Genomic DNA, 26890 nt, shown 5'->3' on the forward strand with positions numbered 1-26890 from the left:
AAAAACGGAGACGCTGAAAGGCAATCAAGCCAAAGCGTTGCTGATTTCGCCGCGCAAATAAGCAATGAAACCCGCCCAATCGTGCTGCTGATATTTATCCAGCATGCGTTTGGGCAGTTTTATCTGAGACAGGCGCCAATCAATGGATTGCGCCCACTCGGATTCGGCCAGAATTTGCTGGCCCGTGAAGTAGCGAACTTCATCGACGGTGGTGTTGTAGATCAGGAAGATCCGCTCGGGGTTCATGCTGACCGCTGCGCGACTGAGTCCGCGCTGGTTGTTCCAGTTCACCCCGCTTTTGACTTGCACTTCAAAGTATCGGCCGTTGTGCCCGACGATTCCGTCAATGCCTTTATCGTCGACCAGGGATGGGAAAACGTCGAAGCCTGCTTCCAGTAGATAACCCCAGATGGCGAACTCATTGCGTTTGCCGATGGCCAGTTTGTTCTTCATGCCTTGTGTCCTTGCACGCTGCCCGAGGAGGCTGTTTGTCAGCCTCACCTCCATGAAGGCCACATGCTATCACTCACCCCAGAAAAATTCAGACCTTGCCTAATACATATGGAAATCCGTATATTCGAATTTCCGCATATGCAAGGGCACTCCCATGCTCGACCCTACCTCCGTTTTCAAATGCCTCGCCGACGAAACCCGCGCCCGGGCCACGTTGCTGATCACCCGTGAAGGCGAGTTGTGCGTCTGCGAGCTGGTCTGCGCACTCGACGACAGCCAGCCGAAAATCTCCCGTCATCTCGCGCAGCTGCGCACTTGTGGCTTGTTGCTGGATCGCCGTCAGGGCCAGTGGGTGTATTACCGGCTCAACCCGCAGCTGCCGGAATGGGTAAGCGAGATATTGCAGACCACTCTCGCCGCCAACACCGCGTGGCTGGAAGAAAACAGCGCGCGACTCGCCGCGATGGGCGACCGCCCACTCAATACATCCGCCTGCTGCTGAGGACCGATCATGCGCGTTCTATTCATGTGTACCGCCAACAGTTGCCGCAGCATTCTGTCCGAAGCGATGTTCAATCACTTGGCGCCGCCAGGTTTCGAAGCGGTCAGCGCCGGCAGTTTCCCCAAAGGCCAGGTGTTGCCGCGCAGCCTGACCACGTTGCAGGAGGCCGGCATTTCCATCGCCGGCTTGAGCAGCAAGGGCAACGATGCCTTCGAGGACAACCCGCCGGACATCGTCATCACCGTGTGCGACAAGGCCGCCGGCGAAGCCTGCCCCGTCTACTTCGGCCCGGCCTTGAAGGCCCATTGGGGACTGGAGGATCCGTCGGAAGTGCGCGGCGATGAAGCCGCCATCAGCGCAGCCTTCCACGGGACCCTTGCCCGGATCGAAACCCGCTGCAGGGCCTTCCTCGCCCTGCCCTTCGCCGAACTCGACCGCGATGCCCTCAAGCGCGAGCTCGACCGCATCAGCCTGCTGTGACCGGAGCCGTCATGATCGACTTGCCCAATCTCGACCCATCACTGATTCAGAAAACCACCCGCGACGACGGCATACCCAAACCGCGCATTCTGTTGTTGTACGGCTCGACCCGCCCACGCTCGTTCAGCCGCTTGCTGGTGGAAGAAGCCGCCCGCCTGCTGGAGCACTTCGGCGCCGAGACGCGAATCTTCAACCCCTCGGGCTTGCCGCTGCCGGACGACGCGCCCGGCGATCATCCGAAAGTCCAGGAGCTGCTTGAGCTGATGCAATGGTCCGAAGGCCAGGTCTGGTGTTCGCCCGAACGTCACGGCGCGATGTCGGCGGTGTTCAAGGCGCAGATCGACTGGGTGCCGCTGGCGCTTGGCGCAGTGCGCCCGACCCAGGGCAAGACCCTGGCGGTGATGCAAGTCTGTGGTGGTTCTCAATCGTTCAACGTGGTCAATCAACTGCGGGTGCTGGGCCGCTGGATGCGCATGTTCACCATCCCCAATCAGTCTTCGGTGCCCAAGGCGTATCTGGAGTTTGACGAAGGCAATCGCATGAAGCCTTCGGCGCTGTATGACCGGGTGGTCGACGTGATGGAGGAACTGGTGAAATTCACGCTGTTGCTGCGTGATCGCCCGGACCTGGTGGATCGCTACTCGGAGCGCAAGGAGTCGGCGGAGGAACTGATGCAGCGAGTCAATCAGCGCTCGATCTGAAAACCCGAATAAAAACCGGCGCGATGATTCGCGCCGGTTTTTTTTACGTCACAGCCTTACTTGCTGATCGAAACCAGCGTTGCCTTGCTGCCCTCCATCCGGAACGAAAACTTCACCCGGTCGCCCACCGCCAACCCGGACAACTGCTCCTGAGTCGCCGCAAAGCCCATGGTCATCGGCGGCCACTGCAACGCCGCAACGGCGCCATGTGCAATGGTCACGGTGTGCTTCGCGGTATCGATTGTCTTGATCGTGCCCTCGGCATTCGCGGCCGGAGCCTGTTGCGTGGCGGCCTGCGTCTGCATGCCTTGCATGTCGTCCATCTTCATGCCGGGCATGTCCTCGGCGTGGGCGGTCAGTGCGAACGCTACCAGCGTGCCCGCAAAGGTGATCGGGATCAGTTTCATGAGGTTTTTCCTTCAGGTGGGAGGGTTTCAACGGACAAGTGACGGCGGCGCATCAATCGATACGCCGCCGGGATGACGAACAGAGACAACAAAGGCGCGGTAACCATGCCGCCAACCATGGGCGCGGCGATGCGGCTCATGACTTCGCTACCGGCGCCGCTGCCGAGCAGAATCGGCAACAGACCGGCAATGATCACGGCCACCGTCATGGCTTTGGGGCGCACGCGCTGCACGGCGCCTTCGCGAATCGCCGCGACCAGCCCGCGCTCGGTGCGATCGCCGAAGTCTTCGCGTTCGGCCCAGGCGTTTTTCAGATAGAGCAGCATGATCACGCCGAACTCGGCGGAGACCCCGGCCAGTGCAATGAAGCCGACTCCGGTGGCCACCGACAGGTTGTAGCCCAGCAGATAGAGAAACCACGCACCGCCACTCAGGGCGAACGGCAACGTGGCCATGATCAGCAGCGCTTCGTCGAAGCGGGCGAAGGTCAGGTAGAGCAGCACGAAGATGATCAGCAACGTGGCCGGCACCACCAGTTTCAGGCGAGCGTTGGCCCGTTCGAGAAACTCGAACTGCCCCGAGTAACTCAAGCTCATGCCGGGCTGCAATTTCACCTGCTCGCTGACCGCTCGACGCAAGTCACCCACCACCGAAGCGATGTCCCGCCCGCGCACATCGATGTACACCCAGCCGGACGGTCGGGCGTTTTCGCTCTTGAGCATCGGCGGGCCGTCCGTGACCCGGATTTTCGCCAGCATGCCGAGGGTGACCTGACTGCCCGAAGGCGTGTAGATCGGCAGTTGCTCCAGGGCACCGGGTGAATCGCGCCACTCTCGCGGGTAACGGATGTTGATCGGGAAACGTGCCAGTCCCTCAATGGTTTCTCCGACGGTTTCGCCGCCGATGGCCCCCGCGACGATGGACTGCACATCACTGATGTTCAGCCCGTAGCGGCCGGCGGCGTTGCGGTCGATATCGACGTCGATGTAGCGGCCACCGGTGAGGCGCTCGGCCAGCGCCGAACTGACGCCGGGCACGTCTTTGGCCACACGCTCGACGGCCTGGGTCACCGCATCGATCTGGGCCAGATCGTTGCCGGCGACCTTCACGCCGATGGGACTTTTGATCCCCGTGGCGAGCATGTCGATGCGGTTGCGGATCGGTGGAATCCAGATGTTGGTCAGCCCCGGCACTTTCACCACGCGGTCCAGTTCCTCCACGAGTTTTTCCGGGGTCATGCCCGGGCGCCATTGCTCGTGGGGCTTGAACTGGATCGTGGTTTCGAACATCTCCAGCGGCGCCGGATCGGTAGCCGTTTCGGCGCGGCCAGCCTTGCCGAACACATGCTCGACCTCGGGCACGGTCTTGATCAGCCGATCAGTCTGTTGCAGCAATTGCGCAGCTTTCTGCGCCGACAGCCCCGGCAGTGCCGACGGCATGTACAACAGATCGCCTTCGTCCAGCGGCGGCAGAAACTCGCCACCCAGGCGCGTAACCGGCCACGCCGCACTTATGAACACTAGCAGCGCCATCACCAGCGTTAACCTCGGTCGACGCAACACCGCATCCAGCGCTGGCTGGTAGATCCGGATCAGCCAACGGTTGAGCGGATTGTGGCGCTCATCCGGAATCCGCCCACGAATCCAGTAGCCCATCAGCACCGGCACCAGCGTCACCGACAACCCCGCTGCCGCCGCCATGGCGTAGGTCTTGGTGAACGCCAGCGGGCCGAACAACCGTCCTTCCTGAGCCTGCAAGGTAAACACCGGGATGAACGACAGCGTGATGATCAACAGGCAGAAAAACAGCGCCGGCCCGACCTCCGCCGCCGCGTCGGTCATCACCTGCCAATGGCGCTCGCCCTTGAGTTCCTCACCCGGATTGGCGGCGTGCCACGCCTCGATCTTCTTGTGCGCGTTCTCGATCATCACCACGGCGGCATCGACCATCGCACCAATGGCGATGGCAATTCCGCCCAGTGACATGATGTTGGCGTTCAGCCCCTGATGACGCATGACGATGAACGCAATCAGCACACCCACCGGCAACGAGATGATCGCCACCAATGAAGAGCGCAAATGCCAGAGGAAGATCCCGCAGACCAGCGCCACAACAATGAACTCTTCGAGCAGTTTTTGGCTGAGGTTGTCCACGGCGCGATCGATTAGCTTGCTGCGATCGTAGGTGGTGACGATTTCCACGCCGGGCGGCAGGCTGCTTTTCATGTCCTCGAGTTTGGCCTTGACCGCCGCGATGGTCTCGCGGGCATTCTTGCCGCTGCGCAGGATCACCACGCCACCGACGGTCTCGCCCTGGCCGTCCAGCTCGGTGATGCCCCGGCGCATGTCCGGCCCGGTCTGGATCGTCGCGACATCGCCCAGTGTCACCGGCACGCCGCCGGCGCCGAGTTTGAGCGGAATCGCCCGGAAGTCGTCGAGGGAATTCAGGTAACCGGAGGCCCGCACGATGAACTCGGTTTCGGCCATTTCCAGCACCGCACCGCCGGTTTCCTGATTGGCCTGGCCGATGGCTTCACGCACTTGCGCCAGGGTGATGCCGAGGCTGGCCAGTTTTACCGGATCGGGCTGTACCTGATACTGCTTGACCATGCCGCCGAGGGTGGCGACTTCGGCGACGTTGGGCAGGGTCTTGAGCTCGAACTTGAGGAACCAGTCCTGCAACGCCCGCAACTGCGCCAGATCGTGCTGGCCGCTGCGATCCACCAGCGCGTACTGATAGATCCAGCCGACCCCGGTGGCATCCGGGCCCAACGCCGGTTTGGCACTGGCCGGCAGACGACTCTGAATCTGGCTCAGGTACTCCAGCACCCGCGAGCGCGCCCAGTATTGATCGGTGCCATCCTCGAACAACACGTACACAAAGCTGTCACCGAAAAACGAATAGCCGCGCACGGTTTTCGCTCCCGGCACCGAAAGCATGGTGGTGGTCAGCGGATAGGTCACCTGGTTCTCGACGATCTGCGGCGCCTGTCCGGGGTACGGCGTGCGGATAATCACCTGCACATCGGACAAGTCCGGCAGTGCATCGATCGGCGTGCTCTGCACCGACCACGCACCCCATCCCGTGACGAACAGCGTCACCAGCAGCACCAGAAAACGGTTGGCCACGGACCAGCGAATCAGCGCGGCAATCATGGCTGGCGCCCCGAGGCTTGGCCGTCCGTCTCAAGCGGGGCGGCTACGATGCCTTTCAGGCTGGCCTCGGAGTCGAGCAGGAACTGGCCGGAAGTCACAACCTTCTGCCCTTCTTCCAGGCCTTGGAGGATCACCGTTTTGCCGTCGCTTTCCTGTCCGGGCCGTACCTCCACCGGGCGATAGTGACCCGCGTCCTCGGCCAGCATGACCAAGGCACGCTTGCCGGTGCGGATCACCGCTTCGCTCGGCACCCACAGGCTGTCCTGCCCGGTCAAGCGGTTCAGCCGTACTTGAACGGTCATTCCCGGACGCAAGCGACCCTCGGGGTTGGCCAGTTCGACGCGCACGCGCAGGGTGCGGCTGTCCGGGCTGGTGTCCGGCAGAATTGCGCTGACCTTGCCGTTGAACACGGTGCCGGGAAACGCCGGCAATCGTGCTTCGATGGATTGCCCTTCGGTGATGGAACCGGTCTGTGCTTCCGGCACCGCCACGGCGAGCCATACGCTTCCCAGACCATTGATCCGCGCCAGCGTCTCGCCGCTCGCCACGGTCATGCCGGTGCGCACATTGAGTTCCTGTACCACGCCGCCCACCGGGCTGGTGACGGTGAGGTTCGGCTGAACCTTGCCGCTGCGTTCCACCTGGGCAATCAGGCTCGATGGCATGCCGGTCAGTTGCAAGCGTTGGCGCGCCGCCGAAATCAGCTCTTGGTCGCCGCTGCGCCTGAGGGCCAGAAACTCGGTCTGCGATGCCGCCCAGTCCGGTACGAGAATGTCCGCCAATGGCGCCCCCGCCGCCAGCACATCTCCCGGTGCCAGGGCATAGACCCGTTCGACAAAACCGCTGGTGCGAGTCTGGATCACCGCCACATCGCGCTCGTTGAAGGCCAGTACACCGGTCACGTCGAGGCTGGAGGAAAACCGCCCGCGCACAACCGTTGCCGTGCGCAGCCCCAGATTCTGGGTCAGGCCCGGATCGATGCTGACCGTCGCATTGCCTGCGCCTTCGCTGGCGTATCGCGGCACCAGTTGCATGTCCATGAAGGGCGACTTGCCCGGTTTATCGAACTTCTGCTGCGGGTACATCGGGTCGTACCAGTACAGGGCCTTGGGTTCGGTGCCCTGCTCCGCTGCCGCACCGGATTCGCCAGCCATGCGCTGATAAGCCACGCCGTAGCCCGCAGCAACACCCACCGCAAGGGCGAGGCCGGCCAGCCAGAAGCTGTTGTGTTTTGGTAGGTTCACAGGCTGCTCTCCCCGTAGGCGAAATGCAGTCGCGCAGCGGTCAGTGCGCGCTGTTCTTCCACGTCGATCTGTTTGAAGCGAGCCTCGATCAGCTCACGGCGCGCGTTGACCACCGCGTTCAGATCGCCCTTGCCCGCGCGATAACTGGCCAGACTCAAGTCGACTTTTTCTTTGGCCAGCGGCACGAGACTTTGCTGACTGCGCAGCAGCGCCCGGTCGAGGCGCGCGTAGTCGGCCAACTGGTTTTCCAATTGCTCGGTGTGCTCACGGGACAGGGCTTCGCGCTCGGCTTCCAGTTGGCTGAGCTCGGCTTGTCGGGCGGCGATTGTCGGGTTCTGGCGCGTCTCGGGAAACAGCGGCAGATCCCAGGAAAACTGCACGCTGACCATGTCGCCGAATTCGCGGCCACGGTGCTGGTAATCCACTTCCCAGCTCCAATCGGACTTTTTCTCGGACACAGCTTCTTGCACCTTCGCCTGCGCTTCGCGGGTCATGGGCGCAAACGCGGCCAGTTCGGGATGGTGTTGCAGTTGGTGATTGAAGGTGACGGGCTCGACCGACCATTGCGGCAGGTTGCCTTCGGGTATGTCGTTGGCGGCGGTGCCGATCCAGCGTTTTAGCGCCGCCCGGGCCTGGGTGCGTTCCAGCGTCAGGTTGTCTTCTTGCTCCGCCAGTCGGGCAGCTTCCTGCTTGGGCGTTACAGCGTCGGCGGGTTGCGCCCGACCGCCGGCGATCTGCGCCCGCACGGTATCGCTCAGCAGGCGGTTCTCCTTGTAGAAGTCCTGAAGCAGCGCCTGTTTGCGCTCCACCGAATAGCTGCCGATCCATGCCAGCGCGGTGGCCTGACGGACTTTCAGCCGTTCGATGCGACGTTCTGCCGCCGCACGCTCGATGGCTGCATCGGCGACTTCGATGCGCGCCTTGCGCTTGTCGCCATTGGGCATTTCCTGGCGCCAGCCGACCATTTGCATGGTCATGAAGTCCTGGTCGAGGCTATAGCGATCCGGACCGCCCACGGGATAGTTCTGCACGCCCAGCACGAGTTTCGGATCGGGCAACTCCCCCGCCGGGATGGCGGCGCTGCTGGCGGCCTGGATCTTTGCATCTTGCGCATTCAGCGACGGCGCATTGGTTTCCGCCAGCCGCAGCGCTTCATCGAGTGTCAGCGCGGCGGCGAAACCCGGCCACGCCAGCACGCTTGCCGCGAGGCCGACCACCATGGGCCACCCCGTGCAATTGCACTTGAGTTTCATGTTTACGATTCCTGTGATCGTCCGCTGCGCGCGGCGTAAAACACGCGCACAGCCAATCCACTCCGCCGGGGCGGAATGAGTTTTCAAGGGAGACAGGAATCAGACGCGGGGCGGTCGCCAGACCCCGGACGGGGTCGCTACGGGCAGGGAATCACTGAAGAAAGAATGCGTCACGGGGCTAAACACGGTGACAGGCGGCTTGAGGATCGCGACTTGCAGCACGCCGCCGGTCTTGCACTCCTGGCCTGGCTTGCAGGGTGTGCCATGGTCGGCAGGACTTTTCATGTCCTTGCAGCAATCCATGCCCATGCCATCCATCATCGCCATGCCCATGGCTTGCATCGGGCAGGGTTCTGTCGGTGCCTGCACGCCCGCCATCCCGCTGAGGGGAAGCGCCAGGCTGATCAGGAAGACGAGACAAAACCGCAGGTAGCGTTTCATGGCCGGAAGTCTAGTTGCGAGAAACGGGATTCACAATCGGATGCCGGCGATATCAGCGGATGAGCATTAAGCCAGGATTAGCAGCGGAAAATCATGCAGCGCTCGAACGATCACCTAACCTCATTGATTGTGTGTTCAACCGGAATCGCCAGTCCCATGCGCAACGCCTTGAAGTCATTGATGTTCGTCGCCCTGATCCTGCTCGGTCCGGGGCTGGCCATGGTGTCGGCAGCTGAAGCGCCGGGCGCGGCCGACAGCGGTGCCCCGCTCCCCGGCGTGACCCAGAATGATCTGCAAGCCCTGCAACAACGCCTCGACGGCCTCAAGCAGCAGATCTCGTCCGCCAACAATTACAATCAGCTCGAAGGCCCGCAGGATCGGGTGCAGGCGTTCATTCTCGATATTGATCGGCTGTCGGCTTCGCTGTTGCCGCAACAGGCACAACTGACCGTGCAACTGGGCGTTCTGGGGGCGGCGCCCACGGAGACGGTAGCCGCCGAACAGGCCGATATCGCCGCACAACGGGCGGCGCTGATCGAGCAGAAGAACAAGGTCGATACCGCGCTGAAGAATCTGGCCACGCTCAAGCAGAACGCTACCGATCTGATCACCCAGATCGCCGGCATTCGCCGCACGTTGCTGGAAAGCGAACTCACCCTGCGTACCGACAGCGTGCTCAGCCCCGATTTCTGGTCGCCGATGGTCGACCCCGATCCTACCGATCGCCAACGCCTGCAGATGTTCGTCGACCAGATCAAGGAAACCGGCAACGAGGCCTGGCAGCCGGGGCAACGGATCTACACCAGCGTGCTGGTGGTGCTGTCCTTCATGGTCTGGACCCTGGGCCGACGGCTCGCCGACCGTTGGCTGGCGTGGGTGTGTATTCATCGCATGCCCGAAGGCCGCTTGCGCCGCAGTTCGCTGGCTTTCGCCTCGGCGCTGGCGACACTGGCAACCACCGCGATGGCCCTGGAGCTGCTGTATTACGCCTGCACCCGGCATGTGCCGCTGCCGCCGATGCTGGCGACGTTCTCCGACGAATTCCAGAAAGTCGTGTACGCCTGCGTGATGATCACCAGCCTGAGCCGCGCCTTGCTGTCCACCGAGCACCCGTCGTGGCGGTTGCCGGCGATTGCCGAACCGGTAGCCCTCACGCTCAAGCCTTTCGCCAGGGTCCTGGCCGCGACGCTGCTGGTGCTGGTAACGGCGGTGCAGGTCGGCAATTCGTCCGGCATGAGCAGCCAGATCGTGATCACCGGCCGTGGCGTCATCGCGCTGGTGGTATTGGCCATCGTCACCGTGCTGCTGATGCGCGTCGGCAAGGTGCGCAAGGCGCTGGCGGCGGCCGGAGATGCGCAGGTGACGGGCAACACCCTGACCGGGGTGATTTACACCGTGACCACGCTGGCGATGGTCATTTCACTCGGCGCGTTGCTGGCTGGCTACGTATCGCTGGCGCGGTTCATCACCTATGAACTGGTGTGGGCGTTTATCGTACTGTCCGGTTTCTACCTGCTGATGCAGTTGCTCAAGGACAGCTGCGAATACTTCTTCTCGCCCCGCCACTCCAGCGGCAAGGCCTTGAAGCAACTGCTGGGCGTCGGCGACCGGCGCCTCGAACAGGCCTCGACCCTGCTGGCCGGCGTGGGTCGGGCGGCGTTGCTGTTGCTGGCGGGGATCACGCTGTTCGTGGGCGGCATCGGCACCACGCTGGGTCAATTGGCCAACAGCATCGGCACCATTCTCGGCGGCGCCGGCCTGCGCAAGCTGAACATCGTTCCCGGGCATTTGCTCAACGCGGTGCTGGCGCTATTGATTGGTATCTACCTGATCCGTGCCCTGCGCCGCTGGCTCGACAATGAGTTCCTGCCCAAGACCGACATGGACCCCGGTATGTGTGCGTCGCTCAGCACGCTGTTTTCCAACATCGGCTACGCGGTGGTGATTCTGCTGACGCTGTCGTCGCTGGGCGTGCAGTGGACCAACCTGGCGTGGATCGTCAGCGCGCTGTCGGTGGGGATCGGTTTCGGTCTGCAGGAGATCGTGAAGAACTTTGTCTCGGGACTGATTCTGCTCACCGAACGCCCGGTCAAGGTCGGCGACCTGATCAGCATCAGCGGCGTCGAGGGCGACATCCGCCGGATCAACGTGCGCGCCACGGAAATCCAGCTCAGCGACCGCTCCATCGTGATCGTGCCCAACTCGCAACTGATCTCGCAGAACCTGCGCAACGTCACCCTCGGCGGCAGCGCCCAGGGCGTGGCGACGCTGGAGCTGATGTTCCCGCTGGATATCGACCCCGAGCAGGTCAAAGGCCTGCTGCTCGACACCTACAAAGAACACGAAACCATCCTCGGCAAACCGGCGCCGTTCGTGCGCTTCAGCAAACTTTCACCCGATGGCATTACGTTGACCGTGACGGGTTACGTCGACAGCCCGAGGATTGTCGGCAAGACCAAGAGTGATTTGTTGTTCGAGATTCTCAAGCGGCTGGGGGCGGCGGGGATTGAGTTGGCCAAGCCACCGCAGCCGGGCAGCTGAGGCCCTTCAGCCCAATGGCCCGATACCATCTATAGTCACATCGTTCACCTCATGGGGATTCGTCAGAAGTTTGCTGTTGGCCGTGTTCGATCAGAACTCCAGCTCCCCTGACAACCCAAGTGAAAATGGAGAAAGTCATGGCCTTGGTCGATCCGCGGAACAACGAATACGACGTGAACAAACTTGGCACTGCCAGCATCGTCGGGCACGTGAGCACTGACAGCGCCCGAATCTGGATTCGCGTCTATATGGCGGGAGAATGGACGCTGGTCTGGTCCGAAAAGGCGTTGGTCGGGGACCTGTTCACGCTAGATGGCAAAACCATTGAGCTGTTTCTAAAAGGTCAGGGATGCGACCCCAAAAACATACTGTCGTACAAGTTCAGTGAAGACTCGGATCTGACCAATACCTTCGACATTACCAATCTGAAACCGAACACCACCTACTACTATTACTTGATGAGTCAGAAGCCTACGTCCAAAAGTATGTGGCGCAGAACAGAAATCGGATATCAAAAGATCTACTCCTTTACCACCATGGCGCAATCCATGCCCGATTTCAGCTTCGGATTCTATAGCTGCCATGACCCGTTCAACGCCAATAACAGCAATGGTGCGTGGCCCTTGTTTCTCAGCAGAGCCAACAACGCAAAAGTCAGATTCGTCATTGGCGGTGGCGATCAGGTCTATGTGGACTGCCAGGAAAATAAATACTTTCCGGACATCTGGGAATGGCTGCAGAACAACAAGGACGATCTGATCGCGGCTTTTACAAAAGACGGAAAGCTGCTCACCGCGGGCCTTGATGCTTACCTTCTGAGCCTCTACCGCTGGTATTACCGTGTGTACTGGAATTTCCCTCAAATGCAGGAGATCTTTTCGAAAACGCCTCAATACATGATTTGGGATGACCATGAAATCATGGATGGCTGGGGATCGCGAACCAACAAGGAGCGTCTGGAAATTCTTTCAAGGTACTTCAAGAAAGACGACCCCGACATTGACCAGCAACTTATAGACTCGATGTGGAACGCGGCAAGAACAGCCTATTTTGAATATGGCCACAGTCACAATCCTCCCACCAACATTGTCAGGTCGTTGTTGAAAACGCCCGAAAAATGCGTCTGGGACTATAACTTCATCAAGGGGACAACCCCATTCTACGTGCTCGACCTGCGCGGGCATCATGATGTTGAAAGAGCCCAGAACAGACTGCTTGGAGATGATCAGGTTGCACGCTTTCTAGGCTGGCTGGATACGCCGCCCGTCAAAAAATCAAAAATCGTGTTTGTGGTCAGTTCCGTTCCAGTCGTTCACTGGCGATCCATCGTATTGACGGCAGGGTCCTTGATTAACAGCCTCAAGGACGACTTCATGGATGAATGGGATCATCCCTCCAACCATGTTGAAAGAAATCTTCTGCTGGAAAAAATATTCGCTGCCTTCGATGCCGAAGGCCGGACGTTGGTGTTCTTGAGCGGCGATGTTCATTGTGCTGCCGCCTTCAGGTTGCAACATAAAATCTATCGCCAGGCCAACGTTTACCAGATCACTTCTAGTGCCATTTCGCGAATGCCCGCCGGGCAGGCTGTCTCTGCCGGAATAGCCAAATCCGGTACGCTCAGTGGTAATGACAATGTCCAGTTCGAGCACCTGTTCAGCCATTCGGAAGACAAGAACTTCGCCATTTTCCATGTGAAAAACAGTGATTCGATAACCGTCGATCTCTGCTGGCCGGGCGGCACCGAAGGCGAAGCCGTCATCAAGACCATCGAGTTGGAATAGCGCACACAAAAGGCACACAAAAGGGGACAGATTTATTTTCTGAAAATAAATCTGTCCCCTTTTGTGCTGGTCCCCTTTTGTGCTGGTCCCCTTTTGTGCTGTGCCTTTTGTGCTTTGCGGCCGAAACCGTTGTTTTGATTCAGGAAGGCAGGCTGCTCTGGGCACTCGGCTCGATTTCGGTACACGTCGTCGGCTCGCTCGCAATGACTGCGATGGGGCTGTTGTCCTATCAATTGATTGGCACGCGTTAAGGAGACCGAAATGAAAGGTTTTCTGGTGATTTTCTTCACTCAACAAAACCGCCGCCATCAAGGAAAGATGCTCGGCGACTGGATTGTCGATCTGGCAAAGGAAATGGGCCTGCGAGGGGCGACCCTTTCCACCGGCATCGAGGGTTTTGGCCATACGGGCCGGCTGCATTCCTCGCATTTATTCGAGTTGGCGGATCAGCCGACCGAGATTCGCATGGCGATTACCGAGGAGGAGACCGAGCGATTGTTCAAACGGCTGGAGGCGGAAGACATCTCGGTGTTTTACATAAGGACGCCGATTGAAATGGGCTTTGTCGGTAAGAAGGCCGGCAGCCCTCCGCCATAGTGACGGCTTGCAGACAAAACCAAAACGATGCGGGTTATGGAATCTGCATCATTCTTCAGTAGAAAGGCTCGGCTCTTGACTGGCTTCAGCTTCCATCTTCAAGCGGTCAGCCTTGCTGATGTACTTGGGCTTGTTGCTTTTCGGCGCCAGTTTGGCGTTGGCCTTTCTGGACTTTTCCTTGAAGAGTTGTTGCAGTTTCTTTTGGCGATTCATGGTGTCTTGCCTGGCTTGAAAGTGGGTGGATGATATCAGCTTCGACCGGACGGGTTGCGCCGCATCCGTTAAGCACAATCGAGCCTCTCGCGCAGAAACTCGATAAAGCGTTGGGTCTTGGCCGGCAGCAGCCGGGTCTCGGTCAGCGCATAGACCGGGACTGGAGGGGCCTGCCATTGCGGCAAGACGCGCCGAAACGAACCGCTCGCCACGTCCTGCGCTGCGATGCCATCCGGTAATAGCGCGATGCCCAGGTCCAGAGAAGCCAGACGCCGAAGCATGCCCACGCTATTGACCTCGAATCGCCCACCGACAGCCACTTGCTCGATTCCTTTCTCGCTGGTCAGCGTCCAGCGGTCAGCATCGGGACCGCGCATTCTCAGGCATTCGTGATTCACCAGTTGAGCGGGTTGCTCCGGTTCCCCGGCGACATCCAGATACCCGGGCGACGCGTAGAAACCGCGTTTCAGGCTTGCGAGCTTGCGGGCGATCAGGTTTGAGTCAGGCGGCTCCCCCATGCGAATGACCACGTCTACAGGATCGCTGATCAGGTCTGCCTGATGCGGTGTGAGGTCGAAATCGAAGTGGATGCCGGGGTATTCACGAGAGAACTCCGCAATGAGCGGTGCCAGATAAATGTTGGCAAAATCCACCGGCAGCGAGGCCCGCAGCAGCCCGTTCGGCCGGGCGAGCATCTCGCCCAGCTGTTCGTGAGCCAGCCGCGCCTCTTCCACAATCCGCTTGCAGCGTTCGTAGTAAAGCTGTCCCGCTTCCGTCAGTTCGGTGCGGCGTGTGGTGCGATGCAACAGACGCAGGCCAATGGATTTCTCCAGGCCGCTGATCCGTCGGGAAAGCGTTGAATTGGGCATGCCCAGCGATTCCGCGGCCCCACGAAAACCACGCTTCTTCACGACTTCCACAAACAACGCCATGTCATTCAGGTATTCCAACGCCCATTGCTCCACCTATGGATCAGTCATTTCAATTTAACCGGATTTATCCCGTTTTTGAATTGACTGAAGATGCGCCCGACACTGTTGAGGAGCACCGCAATGAACGTACCCTTTTCCGAAGGTTTCAACGCTGACAATGCAGCCTTTCTGTTGATCGATCACCAGGTCGGCACCATGGGCTGGGCCAGATCGATGCCCTTTGAAGAACTCAAGCGCAACGCCCTGATGCTAGCCAAGGCCGCGTGCATTCTGAAAATGCCCGTCGTGTTGACGTCGAGCATGGAAGAACACGCACAAGGCCCGCTTCTGAGCGAGCTTGAGCAGATCCTGCCGACCGCGTTCGCAAGCCGCATCAAGCGCCTCGGCATCGTCAATGCGATGGACGACGAACACTTCGCCGCCGCCGTGAAAGCCACCGGGCGCCGGAAGCTCATCATCGCCGGCGTGACCAACGACGTTTGCACCGTTTACCCGGCGGTCTCGCTGGTGCGTGATGGCTATGAAGTCCAGGTGGTCGCCGATGCCGGTGCCTCACCGACCAAAATGGCCGATGACATCGCATTGCGTCGCATGGACAAGGCCGGGGTCACACTGACCAGCACCAATCAATTGATTGCCGAACTGGCGGGAAGCTGGGCGACGCCAGAGGGTGGCGAACTGGTACAGGTATTGATGGAGTCTTTTGGCAACTGAGCCGGTCAGCGAGTGAGTCCGGGATAGCGCCTCCCCGGACTCGCTCGAATGGAGGCGCCGTTTCAGGCCAGCACGTCGGTAATCCACCGCACCTGCTGTGTGAGTTCCTGCACTTTGCACTCGCAAACCCCGTGTCGCGCCCGCCCGAAGTGGTTCAGAGTTTGTTGCTTGTGCCGCAACCGGTGCCGCCACTTGCTGACAAACGCCGGGCTGCGCGCCTGCAATTGCAGCGGGCCGAAGTACAGTTCTTCGGCGGTGTACGTCACCGGGCCGTCGCGCTCGGCGACGATGATTTCGTAGTCGAAGCGGTTTTCCTGCAGGACTTCCTCGCAGAGGATCCGGTAGTCGTTGTCCATCAACCATTGGCGCAGCGGTTGTTCGCCGCCGTTGGGTTGCAGGATCAGGCGTTCACGGCCGCTCAGGCGCGCTTTGCCAGCTTCGAGAATGTCGCGGATGGTCTCACCACCCATGCCGCACATCGTAATTGCATTGATCCCGTCGTCCGGTTCGACAGCCATCAAGCCATTGGCCAGACGCACGGTGATCTGCTGCTGCAGATCGTTCTCGCACACGGTACGTTCAGCCGAGCGAAATGGCGTCAACGCCATCTCCCCCGCCACCGCTGCCTTGATCGCGCCACGGCGCATCAACGCCACCGGCAGGTAGCCGTGATCCGAGCCGATATCGGCCAGGCGCGCGCCGGCGGGTACGTGCGCAGCGACACGCTCCAGGCGCATGGACAAAGTCTGTTGGTTCAACCGCAACCCCTTTTACATTGAGCGTCCGGCACCAGTGGCCGGATCGGGGCGCGATTCTGGGGGGCTGCGCGGTGTATTTCAAATTTATATGACCGGGCGCAATGATCAGACCAACACCGTCAACCACGCCGACAACAACAGCAAAAACGCCAGCACGGCATTCATGCGCCTGAATGCCCGTGGCGATCCAAAGAACCGCGCACTGCCCACACCCAGCACCGCCCACGCCGTCATGCACGGCAGGCAGACCAGCAGAAACACAAACGCCAACAGCACCATCCGCATCTGTTCATCGCCATTTCCGCCAAACACGCTCACCACCGCCACCGCCATCATCCACACTTTGGGATTGATCAGTTGCAGGCCGGCGGCGCCATAAACACCAATTCCCTCTTCTCCCGCCGTTGCCGGGTCAAGGGACGGCGGCGTACTGCGGAAGATCTGCCACGCCAGCCAGCTCAGCCACAGCACTCCGGCCCAGGCCATTGCCTGTTGCACCCGGGGATAGCGCAGCAATGTTTCGCCAACGCCGAGCCCGACCACCAGCACCACCAGTGCCGCCGACACACAGGCGCCGAAGATGATCGGCAGCGTAGCGACCATCCCGCGCCGCGAACTGTGGCTCATCACCAGAATATTGGTCGGCCCCGGGGTGATCGAGGCAACGAAGGAAAACAGCAGGAAGGGCAACAACGATTCCATGGGATGGACTCCGGATCAGAACAAGAGTCCATGGTCGCGCTTGCTCGGGGTTCAGTCTGGAAGGTTTGAGCAACGCTTGCGGTAGTCCGCCGGCGTCAGGTGATAGGCGCGGCGAAACCAGCGGCCGAGATGACTTTGATCGGCAAACCCCAGCGCACTGGCGACGTCGGCGGGCGTTTCGCCTCGCGCCAGCATCTGCCGGGCCCGGGCCAGTCGCAACTGGATCAAGTAACCATGGGGCGCCAGCCCGAAGGCCGACTTGAAGGCCCGGGTCAGCCGAAAGCGATCAACCCCGCAGGCCCGGGCCAGATCATCCAGGCCGATGTCTTCGAAGGCATGGGCATGCAGGTAGTCCCGCGCCACCTGCGCCACGCGCGGCAAGCGTGGATCGAACGCCTGACGTTTGCGCCAGTCGAGGTGGGACGTCAAAGCCCCCAGCAAGTGGTCGACAGCGCTCTGCCGGACGATGCGCAGGTCGCCGTGATGCAAGGCGTGAAAGGCTTGATTGATGGAAGTGGCCAGACGCGGATCCTGGCTCAGGGTGTCGGCGAATCCGAGCTGGCGGTTGTCCGGCGCCTGCTCGAACAGCGCCAGCAACTCGCGCTCCAGCCAATGCGGATCGAGATAGAGCATCGAATAGGTAAAGCCTTCCTCGGTGGGCGCGTGCCCGTCGTGAATCTCCCCCGGCTCCAGCATGAAGATCTTGCCCGGCGTACTGAAGTGCCGCACCCGCCGGCAATCGAACTGTTGAACCCCTTGCTCGGTGACACCCACCAGAAAACTGTCATGCCAGTGCGGATCGTAGGCATGCCCCTGGAAATGGGCACGAATCGACTCGATGCCGGTATCGGCATCCTGGGACAGGTCGATCCAGTTGCGTTTGTCCACGCAAGGCTCCAGAAAAACGGGTTCAGCCGCTACGTTACCGCGCTTCACGTCGATGCGTTTAGAAGATTTGTGCAGGTTGCCCGACGCAGGCGAGACGCAAATTTAATGAACCCTCGGTTTCACCGCCCGCCTAACCGAATGACCATCAGGAGGTAGCTCATGCAAATCGAAACCACGTGGATCGTACTGGCCATCATTCTTTTGCTCGTGGAACTGTGGGCAATCAACCGAGTGCGCAAGAGCGAAGGGAAATCGAGCAACAAGGGCGTCTGGATCGTACTGATCGTGTTTGTACCACTACTGGGACTGATCGCCTGGGCGCTGGCCGGACCGAAACACGCAACCCAGGCCTGAATCTGCGAAAAGCGCAATACAACCAGGCCCCGATCATTCGGGGCTTTTTCATGGACGGCGGATTTGTATCGCACTGTGTACGCAATGCCTGCTGATACACACGCCCTTAACTCGGGAGCAAAACCGAAACAGCACGGATACACCGGCAGGCTTTACTGGGATCCAGTTCAGAAGGGTTCACCCAGAACCCCATCCCCGTCGATTGCAAAGGAGCCTGACCATGAAACAAGCACTGCACACCACCGCTACCGGCAACTCCCGTCGTCGCCTGCTGGGCCTGTCGATTCTCGCCACCGCCCTGATGCAATTCGGCGCGTACGCCAACGCGCAATCGGCGGCGCCGGAACCGGTCAAGGTCGTAGCCGCCAGCGTGAAAGCCGACCTGCCCTTCGGCCCGTTGAAACATGTGAAAGCCGGTGTGCTGGACGTGGCCTACGCCGAAACCGGCCCGGCCGATGGCCCGGTGGTAATTCTCCTGCACGGCTGGCCGTACGACATTCACAGCTACGACGAAGTCGCACCGATTCTGGCGGCCAAAGGTTATCGGGTGCTGATGCCGTACGCCCGGGGTTATGGCGACACGCACTTCCTTTCCGACAAGACTGTGCGTAATGGGCAGCCTGCGGCGCTCGCCAGTGACGTGATCGATTTCATGGATGCACTGAAAATCAAAAAAGCCGTACTCGGCGGCTATGACTGGGGCGCACGCTCGGCGGATATCGTCTCGGCGCTGTGGCCGGAGCGAGTCAAAGCGCTGGTGTCAGTCAGCGGCTACCTGATCGGCAATCAGGCCGCCGGCAAGAACCCGCTGCCGCCCAAGGCCGAGCTGCAATGGTGGTATCAGTTCTACTTCGCCACCGACCGTGGTGCCGCCGGTTACGCCAAGAACACCCACGACTTCGCCAAGCTGATCTGGCAGACCGCCTCACCAAAATGGGCCCTCGACGACGCCACGTTCGACCGCAGCGCCAAGGCCCTGGAAAACCCGGATCACGTCGCCATCACCGTGTTCAACTACCGCTGGCGTCTGGGCCTGGTGCAGGGTGAAAGCCAGTACGAAGCGCTGGAGCAGAAACTCGCCACCGCGCCATCGATCAGCGTGCCGACCATCACCCTGGAAGGCGATGCCAACGGCGCGCCACACCCGGCGCCCGAGGATTACGCCAAACGCTTCACCGGCAAGTACGAATTCCGGCTGATCAACGGCGGCATCGGCCACAACCTGCCGCAGGAAAGTCCGCAGACCTTCGCCAAGGCGATCATCGACGCCGATCACCTCTGAAGCAGTACGCCGAACGGCTCGTCATTTGACGAGCCGTTTTTCCTTGGACGGCCGATAACCGAAATAGGCGCTGTAGCACTTGCTGAAATGACTCGGCGACACAAACCCGCAAGCCACCAGCACATCCACTTGGGACAACTCGGTGTGTTGCAGCAGACGCCGGGCCTCGGTGATCCGCAATTCCATGTAATAACGCTGCGGTGTGGTGCCCAGTTGTTCCTTGAACAGCCGCTCCAGCTGACGCCGGGAACGCCCGGCATACACCGCCAGTTGTTCCAGCTCCAGCGGTTCTTCGAGGTTGGCATCCATCAGCTTCACCACTTCGCGCAACGGCGCGCTGACGCTGATGTTTTCGGTGGGTTTGATCCGCCGGTAACGCGATTCCTCGAACGCCAGAATGTCTTCAATGCCCTCGACCAGCGCCTTGTCGTGCAGACCCTTGATCCAGTCCAGCGCCATGTGGAATGCCCCGGACGGACTCGATGCCGTCAACCGGTCGCGGTCGATCACATAGGGCTCGCTGCTGACCTGGGTCGCTTTGGAGATTTCCGCCAACGCTGGCCGATGCTCCGGGTGAATTGCACAGCGATACCCTTCCAGCACCCCTGCCCGCCCCAGAAACCATGAGCCGTTCCACAACCCGGCGAGTATCACTCCCGCCTCGGCGGCCATTTTAAGCAGGCCGATGAACTCGTCGCTGGCCTTCAATTCCGTGCGGTAACCGCCGCAGATCACCAGCAGGTCCAGCTCCTGCAACACACTCGCCTCAAGCCGTGAATCCGGGCGGATCACCAGCCCCAGATCGCTGATCACTTCGCCGTCGCTCAGGCCGAAGGTGCGCGTGGAAAACAGACCGGGGCGCAGCAGATTGGCGGTGACAAGGGTGTCCAGCGCCTGGGTAAAGGCCGGCAGGGAAAAATGCTCCAGCAGCACGAACCCGGTGCGGGTCATGCGCCCCGCACCGGCGGAAGGCTCGTTCAGGTAGCGAAGGTTCTTGCCCTTCATGCCACCGCTGAATTGACGTCGTTCGATCAAGATGCGGTCCATCAGTTACTTGTTATGCCGCCATGCTAACCGCCGGGACGGCAAAATACTCGGGAATGAATGCACCGGGCCCAAACCTAAACGACCGTGCCTGAGGCCTGCGTCCCAACGTCGCAGGCCCGGCACCTTGGCAAACGCCGCACAAGGCTTAAAATCGCGCCTCCTCTTGCAGTCGCCCGACCGGCGCCTGCCCGCAGCCATGACAACCCTCAGGTTTGAACAGCCGGCCACTTTCACCAAGTGCGCCAGGCCCAATCGTCCTGCCCGTTCGGCGGTCGCTTGTCTTCAACACACTTCGGCTTGGCACTCGCATGCGCAGAGGCGCACGTTCCGCTGTTCGATCACTTGAGGTTTTTATGACACCGCGTTTGCTGGCCATGGCGCTGGCGCCCCTGCTCGGGCTGTTCATCGTTGCCCTGGGCAACGGTTTTCTGTCTTCTTTGACTACATTGCGCCTGGGCGCTGCCGGCGAATCGGCGACGATGATCGGCATCGTGTCCTCGGCCTATTTCGCCGGCCTGACGCTTGGCGCGATCTTCAATGACCGGCTGATCCTGCGCATCGGCCACATCCGCGCCTACAGCAGCTTCGCCTCGCTGATCGCCGCGACCATCCTGCTGCAAGGGCTGTTTTATGACACCTGGGGCTGGGTCGTCCTGCGCTTGATCAACGGCTGGGCCACGGTCGGCGTGTTTCTGGTGATCGAGAGCTGGCTGCTGCTGGCCGGTGACGCGAAAATTCGCGGCCGTCTGCTGGCGCTGTACATGATCGTCCTCTACGGCGCCGGGGTGCTGGGGCAGGCGTTTTTGGGGAAAATCACCGGTCTGGGCGATACCGCGCCGTTCATGGTCGCCGGCATGCTGGCGACCCTGTCGGTGTTGCCGATCGTGATCCTGCCGCGTGTTTCGCCGTTGCTGGAGCAGGTCGAACCGCTCAAGCCACGGGCACTGCTCGGCGTGTCGCCGACCGGGCTGGTCGGCTGCTTCGGCTCCGGCGTCACCATCGCGGCGATCTACACCTTGCTGCCGCTGTACCTGCAACGCATCGGCCTGAACGTCGGCGAAGTCGGCAGCATGATGGCATGGACGATCCTCGGCGCGATGCTCCTGCAATACCCGGTCGGGCGCTGGTCCGATCGCAAGGATCGTCTGCAAGTGCTGACCGTACTCTGCGCCGCGTGCACCGTGCTGTCGCTGGTGATCGTGCTGGTGCCGCTGTCCTCGGCCATGCTCGCGGCGATGTTGTTCCTGCTGGGTGGCGGCGTGTTCGCGTTGTACCCGGTTGCGGTTAGCCACGCTGCCGACCGTGCACCGGTCGAAACCTTGGTGCCGATGATTCAGGGCATGCTGCTGATCAATTCGCTGGGCTCGGCGATGAGCCCGCTGCTGATTTCCCCGGCGATGAACGCTCACGGCGAAACCGGCCTGTTCTGGGCCTTTGCTCTGGTCAACCTGGCCATGGTGACGTTCTTCTTCTGGCGCCGAGGCAAGCGCCCGGTGCCGGCCAACCCGGCGCCGTTTGCGGCGGCAGCGACGTTCTCGCCAACTGGCGCAGAGCTACGGGTGACCGAAGACTTGCGTCAAGCGGCCCAGGAACATCCGCCGATGGTCGATGCGTTGAGCGGCGAAACAGCGCCGCCAACGGGATCGCGCTACGAAGCCAGTTGAGTTTCTGGCACGCATAAAAAAACCGGTGACTTTCGTCACCGGTTTTTTATTGCCGCTGAATCAGTGCGGCGCCCGAGGAATGGTCTTCATCAGGTCTTCAGGGCTGATATGCCCCACCACACTGCCCGGCTGCGGCATGTTCAGGATGTGGCCCTTCATCTTGCCGATCACGTGCATCTCGCACGGTTTGCAGTCGAACTTCAGGGTCAGCACTTCATCACCGTGAATCAGCTGCATCGGCGCGACTTTGGTTTTCACGCCGGTCACGCCTTTGGCCTGTTTCGGGCACAGGTTGAAGGAGAATCGCAGGCAGTGCTTGGTGATCATCACCGGCACTTCGCCCGCCTCTTCGTGGGCCTCGTATGCCGCGTCGATCAGCTTCACGCCGTGGCGGTGGTAGAAGTCGCGGGCCTTCTGGTTGTAGACGTTGGCCAGGAACGACAGGTGCGCTTCCGGGTACACCGGCGGTGGCGTGGTCTCGGCCTTGCGCGAACCGCGCGGGTGGGCGGCAACGCGGGCGGCGGTCAGCGCTTCGATCACTTCGCGGCGCAACGACTTGAGCTGCGAGTTCGGAATGAAGAACGCTTGCGGCGCATCGAGTTTGATCGAGGTCGCGTGGTACTCGGTGGTGCCGAGCTGGCCGAGCAGGTCATGCAAGGTGTCCAGCGCCTGTTCCGGTTTGTTGGCGACGCCGAACGGGCCGTCCAGCGCAACGCTGGCGCTGATGCCCTCTTCACTGGTCACGGTCAGTTCCAGACGCTCTTCACGCAGCTTCGCCAGCCAGCTCACGCCGATACGACGCTCGGCGGAGGTCTTGAGCAAGGCCTGCTGCCAGTTGTGGTCGAGGTTGCGGTTCAGCGGGTGGTTCGGGCGTAGCTTGTACAGGCCTTCCGGCATTTCGTTCGGTTCGACGCGGTAGCGGTAGCGCTTCTCGCCTTCTTCCTCGAACTCGCCCTTGGCTTCGGCGATGTTGGCGCGGAAACCCACCACTTCGCGCTTGACCAGCACGTTGAGGCCGTCGCCGTTGGACAGCGGCTCGTGGGTGATCACTTGCATGTCACGCTTGCCGACTTTCTCGACCGTGCCCACCGCCAGACCGGTGAAGGTCGGCGAATCGAACGCGCCGATGTCGATCTTGCGCTCGCTGACGAAGTAGTCGGTGCTGCCACGGTGAAAGGTCTTTTCCGGGTCCGGCATGAAGAAATGCGCGGTGCGGCCGCTGGAGGCACGGGCCAGGTCCGGGCGGTCGTTGAGCACGTCGTCGAGGCGCTGGCGGTAATAGGCGGTGATGTTCTTCACATAGCCCATGTCCTTGTAGCGACCTTCGATCTTGAACGAACGCACACCGGCCTCGACCAGCGCGCGGATGTTGGCGCTCTGGTTGTTGTCCTTCATCGACAGCAGGTGTTTTTCGTAGGCGATCACGCCACCCTTTTCGTCTTTCAGGGTGTACGGCAGACGGCAGGCCTGGGAGCAGTCGCCACGGTTGGCACTGCGACCGGTCTGCGCGTGGGAAATGTTGCACTGACCGGAGAACGCCACGCACAACGCGCCGTGAATGAAGAACTCGATGGCGGCATCGGTTTCATCGGCGATCGCGCGGATTTCCTTGAGGTTCAGTTCACGGGCCAGTACCAGTTGCGAGAAACCGGCCTGATCGAGGAACTTCGCCCGCTCAAGGGTGCGGATATCGGTCTGGGTGCTGGCGTGCAGCTCGATGGGTGGAATGTCCAGCTCCATCACGCCCAGGTCCTGGACGATCAGCGCATCGACGCCGGCGTCGTACAACTGATGGATCAGCTTGCGCGCCGGCTCCAGTTCGTTGTCGTGCAGGATGGTGTTGATGGTGGTGAAGATGCGCGCGTGATAGCGACGGGCAAATTCCACCAGTTCGGCGATTTCGCTCACCTCGTTGCACGCGTTGTGGCGCGCACCGAAGCTCGGGCCGCCGATGTACACCGCGTCGGCGCCATGCAGGATGGCCTCGCGGGCGATGGCCACGTCACGGGCGGGGCTGAGCAGTTCCAGGTGATGTTTGGGCAAGGACATATGTTTTTTTAGTCAGGCTGTCACGGTCGAGGCGCGCATTGTAGCCGCGAAACGCGCGGGCGGCACGCCTGTGCTGCCGGGTGGCAGCCCTGCTCAGGGCAGAACTGCCAAACCGAACCGCAAACTCAGGCCTTCGCGGCCATCGCAGTCACTTCCACCTTCATTCCTTCAACCGCCAGCGCCGCCACGCCAACCGCCGCACGCACCGGCCATGGCTTGGCGAAGTAGCGCTTGTACACTTCGTTGAACGCAGCGCGATCAGCCATATCGGTCAGGTAAATGGTCAGGTGCAGCACGCGGTCCATCGAGCTGCCGGCCTTCTCCAGCGCGACTTTCAGCGCCTGCAACGTGCATTCGCTTTGCGCAGTGACGTCGCCCAGTTCCAGACTGCCGTCGGCACGGGTCGGGATCTGGGTCGACATCAGGATGCCGTTGAATTCGGTCACGTCCGAAGAGATCGAGTCTGCATCCGGATCCGGGGTGTAGGTGATGTCTTGGTTGGCCATGGGAAAGTCCTTCGCTGGCAGTGAGGACGGCGCCATCGCGCGCCGTTTCGGGCGGCCAGTTTACAGACACACTCGCCGGTTGGAAGACCAGACATCGAGTGTTACCCGTGCGCCAATATCCGTCGCAACTCCAGCGCATTGCCCAGCGCCGCTCCGCTGGCGGTATTGTCGAAGATGCACCAAGTGTCGACGCCATCGACAGCCGCCGCCCGCAAATCGCCGGCGAGCCTTTCCAGATACGCCGAGTCATAGGCGCTGAAATAAATGCGCGGCGAACCGTGCAACCGCCAGTAGCGCACGCCCGGCCAGCCGCACGGAGCCGCATCGGCGCTGATTCGCGAGGGATCGACCACCGCTTGCGCGATGCGATATGCCATCAACAACAGCTCGGCGGCGGCCCAGGTTTCGTGGCGCGGCTCCAACACCACGGCCCCGGAATAACGCTGGCGCAACGCGATGAAAAAGGCCTCGGCAATCGGTTCGTCAAACGCCAGCGACGGCGGCAATTGCAGCAGCAGACAACCCAGGCGATCTCCCAGTCCCGAACACTGCTCAAGAAATGCATCGAGCTCCGGTTCGCAGTCCCGCAGACGTTGCTCATGGCTGATCGACTTCGGCATCTTCACGCAGAAGCGAAAGCCGTCCGTTACCGACTCGGCCCAGCGGACGTAGGTTTGGCGCTTGTGCGGGCGATAAAAGGAGCTGTTGATTTCCACGCCATTGAGGTGTGCGGCATAGCGTTGCAGGTGGGTGCCCTGCTCCGGGAATGACGGCCAGTATTCGCGAGGCAGGCTCCAACCCGCGCAACCAATAAAGATCGACGACGCACTCAAAACAGCACCTTGCCCGCTTCGCGCATGAAGATTTCCACGGTTTTCGGGCCGATGCCGTCGAAGGCTTGCAAACGCTTTTCGAAGTCCTGGCGGTCGGTGCTCGCCTCGACCATGTTCATGACCCGCCCGGCATACTCTTCATTCAGTTGGGCAGCCAGCGCGAGCAGTCGCTTGGCGGTGGTTTCGTCGTAACGCACGTAATGCGCCTCGCCAAGCATCCGCACCAGTTCGCGGTGAGTGCAATGGCCGAGCTTGCGCGGCGTATCGCGCTGGTGTCGTTCAACGATCACTCGATAGGCTTCGGCCGCAATCTCGGCTTGGATGCGTTTGCCCATCAGGAAACTGGCGAGCAGCCATTTGAAAAGCGCTGATTCGCTTAGCGGGTGGAGGCTGATATGCAAGTCTTCGGCGTTGATGGTTTTGGTCATGCAGCTTTTGAGCGAACGTCGGCGTGATGAGTGCGAGGCAGGCGACGAATGGTTTTTGGGGCAAAAAGCGTCAGGCTTCTCCTCGTTGGGTGATGATCGATAAACAGGTTTGGGTCGCGCCGTTTAAAGGCATGTCGGAATGCGTCCGGATGCCTACAAATCCTTGCGCCAGAGCCTACCGCTACGCCAGAATCCGCCGGCTTGTGCGCCTTGGGGTCGGCCGGTAACTTGGATCGGGTCACTGATTTCCAGTGATCGGGTTTAGTAGCCCGTTGGTATTTGAAGAGTGCACAGGTGTCTGTCAGTCAGGTATTCCCATACCTGTATTTGATGGTGGTTGTGCGTAGGGTGCCCCCGGGCACGCCGGCTTTCTTCTTTTCCCCGGTCTACTAACCTGCGCACAGCTGCCTCCACCCCTGTTTAGTAGCTCGGGTCTGGCGGCTTCAAAACAGGAAAAGAATGAATATGTTCAAGGTAACTCCGAATCCTCCGGTCACCGAACCGGCCAGCATCACCGATCCAACTTCCCCCTACGAATGCCCTGACTCGAAGAAATTCAACGAAGCCGCCAACCGCGCCCTCGACTACCACCTGGGCCCGATATCAGCCCACATGATGGCCGCGCCCTACTCCCCCAACCGCCTCTACCAGGCCAACCCGGCCAGCAACAACGAATCCCTGCTCGCCGACGCCGTCGAAACCCTCGGTTCGGCCAACGTCATGCTCAACAACTTCGTCGACCTCCTCGAAGGCCCCCACCGCAAGACCGCGCAAGGCATCGCGCAGATCGTGATGCTGGCGGAACTGGCGGTGAATCAGGTGCTGGATAACGTTGTGCCGACGGAGTAATCCCTAGCACCGCAATACCCTGCGGGAGCTGCGGTGCGACGATTCGACTTGCCAGCGATGACGTGCGATAAGACGACATCGATATCGAATGTGCCAACCTCATCGCTGGCAAG

27 protein-coding genes and 1 pseudogene are annotated in these 26890 nt (G+C 60.9%); 12 read left to right on the plus strand and 16 right to left on the minus strand.

The genetic code is table 11. The features are described 5' to 3' along the window. Positions 1-24: 24 nt before the first annotated feature. Complete coding sequence (locus NH234_RS17170) at positions 25-507, minus strand: hypothetical protein (protein WP_367253507.1); 483 nt, start codon at positions 505-507, stop codon at positions 25-27. Between the two features lie 100 nt (positions 508-607). On the opposite strand from NH234_RS17170, the gene NH234_RS17175 reads away from it, so the two are divergent. The 3 genes from NH234_RS17175 to arsH are packed head-to-tail and all read left to right on the plus strand — an operon-like array spanning position 608 to position 2136. After that, on the plus strand, positions 608-955 hold the full coding sequence (locus tag NH234_RS17175) for a metalloregulator ArsR/SmtB family transcription factor (RefSeq protein ID WP_085731831.1): 348 nt from the start codon (positions 608-610) through the stop codon (positions 953-955). A 9-nt stretch (positions 956-964) separates the two neighbouring features. Further along, positions 965-1435, plus strand: coding sequence for an arsenate reductase ArsC (locus tag NH234_RS17180; protein ID WP_085731832.1), 471 nt, complete (start codon positions 965-967; stop codon positions 1433-1435). Positions 1436-1446: 11 nt separating this feature from the next. Next, the gene (gene arsH, locus NH234_RS17185; protein ID WP_085731833.1) at positions 1447-2136 is read left to right on the plus strand and encodes an arsenical resistance protein ArsH; all 690 of its coding nucleotides are present in this window, start codon (positions 1447-1449) and stop codon (positions 2134-2136) included. A gap of 56 nt (positions 2137-2192) precedes the next feature. Here the strand turns inward: arsH and NH234_RS17190 are convergent, their stop codons facing one another. The 5 genes from NH234_RS17190 to NH234_RS17210 form a co-directional block, all read right to left on the minus strand. Next, positions 2193-2543 carry a copper-binding protein gene (locus NH234_RS17190; protein WP_367253509.1) on the minus strand — a complete coding sequence of 117 codons (351 nt, stop codon included), beginning with the start codon at positions 2541-2543 and terminating at the stop codon, positions 2193-2195. Beyond that, positions 2540-5698 (minus strand): efflux RND transporter permease subunit, encoded by a 3159-nt coding sequence (locus NH234_RS17195; protein WP_367253510.1) that lies wholly within the window; start codon positions 5696-5698, stop codon positions 2540-2542. Before NH234_RS17195 ends, NH234_RS17190 begins: the two co-directional genes overlap by 4 nt. After that, entirely contained in the window at positions 5695-6942 is a 1248-nt protein-coding gene (locus NH234_RS17200) for an efflux RND transporter periplasmic adaptor subunit (RefSeq protein WP_367253512.1), read from the minus strand. Before NH234_RS17200 ends, NH234_RS17195 begins: the two co-directional genes overlap by 4 nt. Beyond that, positions 6939-8195 carry a TolC family protein gene (locus tag NH234_RS17205; protein WP_367253514.1) on the minus strand — a complete coding sequence of 419 codons (1257 nt, stop codon included), beginning with the start codon at positions 8193-8195 and terminating at the stop codon, positions 6939-6941. The genes NH234_RS17200 and NH234_RS17205 overlap by 4 nt, the downstream gene beginning before the upstream one ends. 99 nt (positions 8196-8294) lie before the next feature. Continuing rightward, complete coding sequence (locus tag NH234_RS17210) at positions 8295-8636, minus strand: hypothetical protein (protein WP_367253516.1); 342 nt, start codon at positions 8634-8636, stop codon at positions 8295-8297. 156 nt (positions 8637-8792) lie between these two features. Between NH234_RS17210 and NH234_RS17215 the strand changes: the two genes are divergently transcribed. The 4 genes and pseudogenes from NH234_RS17215 to NH234_RS17230 all read left to right on the plus strand — a co-directional run bounded on the left by NH234_RS17215 (position 8793) and on the right by NH234_RS17230 (position 13558). Next, a complete protein-coding gene (locus tag NH234_RS17215; protein WP_367253518.1) occupies positions 8793-11177 on the plus strand; it encodes a DUF3772 domain-containing protein in 2385 nt (794 codons plus the stop codon). Positions 11178-11314: 137 nt separating this feature from the next. Continuing rightward, positions 11315-12961, plus strand: a complete 1647-nt coding sequence (locus NH234_RS17220) for an alkaline phosphatase D family protein (RefSeq protein WP_367253520.1) — start codon at positions 11315-11317, stop codon at positions 12959-12961. 113 nt (positions 12962-13074) lie between these two features. Then, a pseudogene (locus NH234_RS17225) lies at positions 13075-13212 on the plus strand (fluoride efflux transporter CrcB); the annotation flags it as partial. A 10-nt stretch (positions 13213-13222) separates the two neighbouring features. Continuing rightward, positions 13223-13558: a DUF190 domain-containing protein gene (locus tag NH234_RS17230; RefSeq protein WP_367253522.1), complete on the plus strand. Its 336-nt coding sequence runs from the start codon at positions 13223-13225 to the stop codon at positions 13556-13558. Between the two features lie 48 nt (positions 13559-13606). On the opposite strand, the gene NH234_RS17235 is transcribed toward NH234_RS17230, so the two are convergent. After that, complete coding sequence (locus NH234_RS17235; protein ID WP_085731841.1) at positions 13607-13771, minus strand: DUF2986 domain-containing protein; 165 nt, start codon at positions 13769-13771, stop codon at positions 13607-13609. A gap of 68 nt (positions 13772-13839) precedes the next feature. Beyond that, the gene (locus NH234_RS17240) at positions 13840-14721 is read right to left on the minus strand and encodes a LysR family transcriptional regulator (protein WP_367253524.1); all 882 of its coding nucleotides are present in this window, start codon (positions 14719-14721) and stop codon (positions 13840-13842) included. A gap of 102 nt (positions 14722-14823) precedes the next feature. Between NH234_RS17240 and NH234_RS17245 the strand changes: the two genes are divergently transcribed. Continuing rightward, on the plus strand, positions 14824-15417 hold the full coding sequence (locus NH234_RS17245; RefSeq protein ID WP_367253526.1) for an isochorismatase family protein: 594 nt from the start codon (positions 14824-14826) through the stop codon (positions 15415-15417). 62 nt (positions 15418-15479) lie between these two features. On the opposite strand, the gene NH234_RS17250 is transcribed toward NH234_RS17245, so the two are convergent. From NH234_RS17250 to NH234_RS17260, 3 genes are all read right to left on the minus strand, one after another. Beyond that, on the minus strand, positions 15480-16175 hold the full coding sequence (locus NH234_RS17250) for a tRNA (adenine(22)-N(1))-methyltransferase TrmK (protein ID WP_367253528.1): 696 nt from the start codon (positions 16173-16175) through the stop codon (positions 15480-15482). Between the two features lie 105 nt (positions 16176-16280). After that, complete coding sequence (locus NH234_RS17255; RefSeq protein WP_367253530.1) at positions 16281-16877, minus strand: LysE family translocator; 597 nt, start codon at positions 16875-16877, stop codon at positions 16281-16283. A 51-nt stretch (positions 16878-16928) separates the two neighbouring features. Next, positions 16929-17765, minus strand: coding sequence for an AraC family transcriptional regulator (locus tag NH234_RS17260; protein WP_367253532.1), 837 nt, complete (start codon positions 17763-17765; stop codon positions 16929-16931). A gap of 159 nt (positions 17766-17924) precedes the next feature. Between NH234_RS17260 and NH234_RS17265 the strand changes: the two genes are divergently transcribed. Then, positions 17925-18119, plus strand: coding sequence for a PLDc N-terminal domain-containing protein (locus NH234_RS17265; protein WP_085731845.1), 195 nt, complete (start codon positions 17925-17927; stop codon positions 18117-18119). A 220-nt stretch (positions 18120-18339) separates the two neighbouring features. Next, a complete protein-coding gene (locus NH234_RS17270) occupies positions 18340-19401 on the plus strand; it encodes an alpha/beta fold hydrolase (protein ID WP_367253534.1) in 1062 nt (353 codons plus the stop codon). Between the two features lie 21 nt (positions 19402-19422). On the opposite strand, the gene NH234_RS17275 is transcribed toward NH234_RS17270, so the two are convergent. Continuing rightward, entirely contained in the window at positions 19423-20448 is a 1026-nt protein-coding gene (locus tag NH234_RS17275; RefSeq protein WP_085731847.1) for a GlxA family transcriptional regulator, read from the minus strand. 353 nt (positions 20449-20801) lie between these two features. Between NH234_RS17275 and NH234_RS17280 the strand changes: the two genes are divergently transcribed. Then, a complete protein-coding gene (locus NH234_RS17280) occupies positions 20802-22112 on the plus strand; it encodes an MFS transporter (RefSeq protein WP_367253536.1) in 1311 nt (436 codons plus the stop codon). Between the two features lie 60 nt (positions 22113-22172). Here NH234_RS17280 and NH234_RS17285 read toward each other — a convergent pair whose 3' ends face one another. The 4 genes from NH234_RS17285 to NH234_RS17300 form a co-directional block, all read right to left on the minus strand. Continuing rightward, a complete protein-coding gene (locus tag NH234_RS17285) occupies positions 22173-24161 on the minus strand; it encodes a U32 family peptidase (protein ID WP_085731849.1) in 1989 nt (662 codons plus the stop codon). A 125-nt stretch (positions 24162-24286) separates the two neighbouring features. Beyond that, the gene (locus tag NH234_RS17290) at positions 24287-24667 is read right to left on the minus strand and encodes a RidA family protein (protein ID WP_007955413.1); all 381 of its coding nucleotides are present in this window, start codon (positions 24665-24667) and stop codon (positions 24287-24289) included. A gap of 101 nt (positions 24668-24768) precedes the next feature. After that, positions 24769-25500 (minus strand): DUF72 domain-containing protein, encoded by a 732-nt coding sequence (locus tag NH234_RS17295; protein WP_367253538.1) that lies wholly within the window; start codon positions 25498-25500, stop codon positions 24769-24771. Continuing rightward, entirely contained in the window at positions 25497-25928 is a 432-nt protein-coding gene (locus tag NH234_RS17300) for a DNA methylase (RefSeq protein ID WP_085731851.1), read from the minus strand. The genes NH234_RS17295 and NH234_RS17300 overlap by 4 nt, the downstream gene beginning before the upstream one ends. Positions 25929-26393: 465 nt before the next feature. Between NH234_RS17300 and NH234_RS17305 the strand changes: the two genes are divergently transcribed. After that, positions 26394-26777, plus strand: coding sequence for a DUF6124 family protein (locus NH234_RS17305; RefSeq protein WP_085731852.1), 384 nt, complete (start codon positions 26394-26396; stop codon positions 26775-26777). Positions 26778-26890: the final 113 nt, after the last annotated feature.

Source organism: Pseudomonas sp. stari2 (assembly GCF_040760005.1).
Lineage (GTDB): Bacteria > Pseudomonadota > Gammaproteobacteria > Pseudomonadales > Pseudomonadaceae > Aquipseudomonas.

Coding starts and splice junctions, on each gene's coding strand:
- NH234_RS17270 (WP_367253534.1), top strand. CDS start 18,340: ATGAAACAAGCACTGCACACCACCGCTACCGGCAACTCCCGTCGTCGC.
- NH234_RS17290 (WP_007955413.1), bottom strand. CDS start 24,667: ATGGCCAACCAAGACATCACCTACACCCCGGATCCGGATGCAGACTCG.
- NH234_RS17275 (WP_085731847.1), bottom strand. CDS start 20,448: ATGGACCGCATCTTGATCGAACGACGTCAATTCAGCGGTGGCATGAAG.
- NH234_RS17180 (WP_085731832.1), top strand. CDS start 965: ATGCGCGTTCTATTCATGTGTACCGCCAACAGTTGCCGCAGCATTCTG.
- NH234_RS17255 (WP_367253530.1), bottom strand. CDS start 16,877: ATGGAATCGTTGTTGCCCTTCCTGCTGTTTTCCTTCGTTGCCTCGATC.
- NH234_RS17245 (WP_367253526.1), top strand. CDS start 14,824: ATGAACGTACCCTTTTCCGAAGGTTTCAACGCTGACAATGCAGCCTTT.
- NH234_RS17215 (WP_367253518.1), top strand. CDS start 8,793: ATGCGCAACGCCTTGAAGTCATTGATGTTCGTCGCCCTGATCCTGCTC.
- NH234_RS17285 (WP_085731849.1), bottom strand. CDS start 24,161: ATGTCCTTGCCCAAACATCACCTGGAACTGCTCAGCCCCGCCCGTGAC.
- NH234_RS17190 (WP_367253509.1), bottom strand. CDS start 2,543: ATGAAACTGATCCCGATCACCTTTGCGGGCACGCTGGTAGCGTTCGCA.
- NH234_RS17220 (WP_367253520.1), top strand. CDS start 11,315: ATGGCCTTGGTCGATCCGCGGAACAACGAATACGACGTGAACAAACTT.
- NH234_RS17265 (WP_085731845.1), top strand. CDS start 17,925: ATGCAAATCGAAACCACGTGGATCGTACTGGCCATCATTCTTTTGCTC.
- NH234_RS17175 (WP_085731831.1), top strand. CDS start 608: ATGCTCGACCCTACCTCCGTTTTCAAATGCCTCGCCGACGAAACCCGC.
- NH234_RS17300 (WP_085731851.1), bottom strand. CDS start 25,928: ATGACCAAAACCATCAACGCCGAAGACTTGCATATCAGCCTCCACCCG.
- NH234_RS17170 (WP_367253507.1), bottom strand. CDS start 507: ATGGAGGTGAGGCTGACAAACAGCCTCCTCGGGCAGCGTGCAAGGACA.
- arsH (WP_085731833.1), top strand. CDS start 1,447: ATGATCGACTTGCCCAATCTCGACCCATCACTGATTCAGAAAACCACC.
- NH234_RS17195 (WP_367253510.1), bottom strand. CDS start 5,698: ATGATTGCCGCGCTGATTCGCTGGTCCGTGGCCAACCGTTTTCTGGTG.
- NH234_RS17305 (WP_085731852.1), top strand. CDS start 26,394: ATGTTCAAGGTAACTCCGAATCCTCCGGTCACCGAACCGGCCAGCATC.
- NH234_RS17205 (WP_367253514.1), bottom strand. CDS start 8,195: ATGAAACTCAAGTGCAATTGCACGGGGTGGCCCATGGTGGTCGGCCTC.
- NH234_RS17230 (WP_367253522.1), top strand. CDS start 13,223: ATGAAAGGTTTTCTGGTGATTTTCTTCACTCAACAAAACCGCCGCCAT.
- NH234_RS17210 (WP_367253516.1), bottom strand. CDS start 8,636: ATGAAACGCTACCTGCGGTTTTGTCTCGTCTTCCTGATCAGCCTGGCG.
- NH234_RS17235 (WP_085731841.1), bottom strand. CDS start 13,771: ATGAATCGCCAAAAGAAACTGCAACAACTCTTCAAGGAAAAGTCCAGA.
- NH234_RS17280 (WP_367253536.1), top strand. CDS start 20,802: ATGACACCGCGTTTGCTGGCCATGGCGCTGGCGCCCCTGCTCGGGCTG.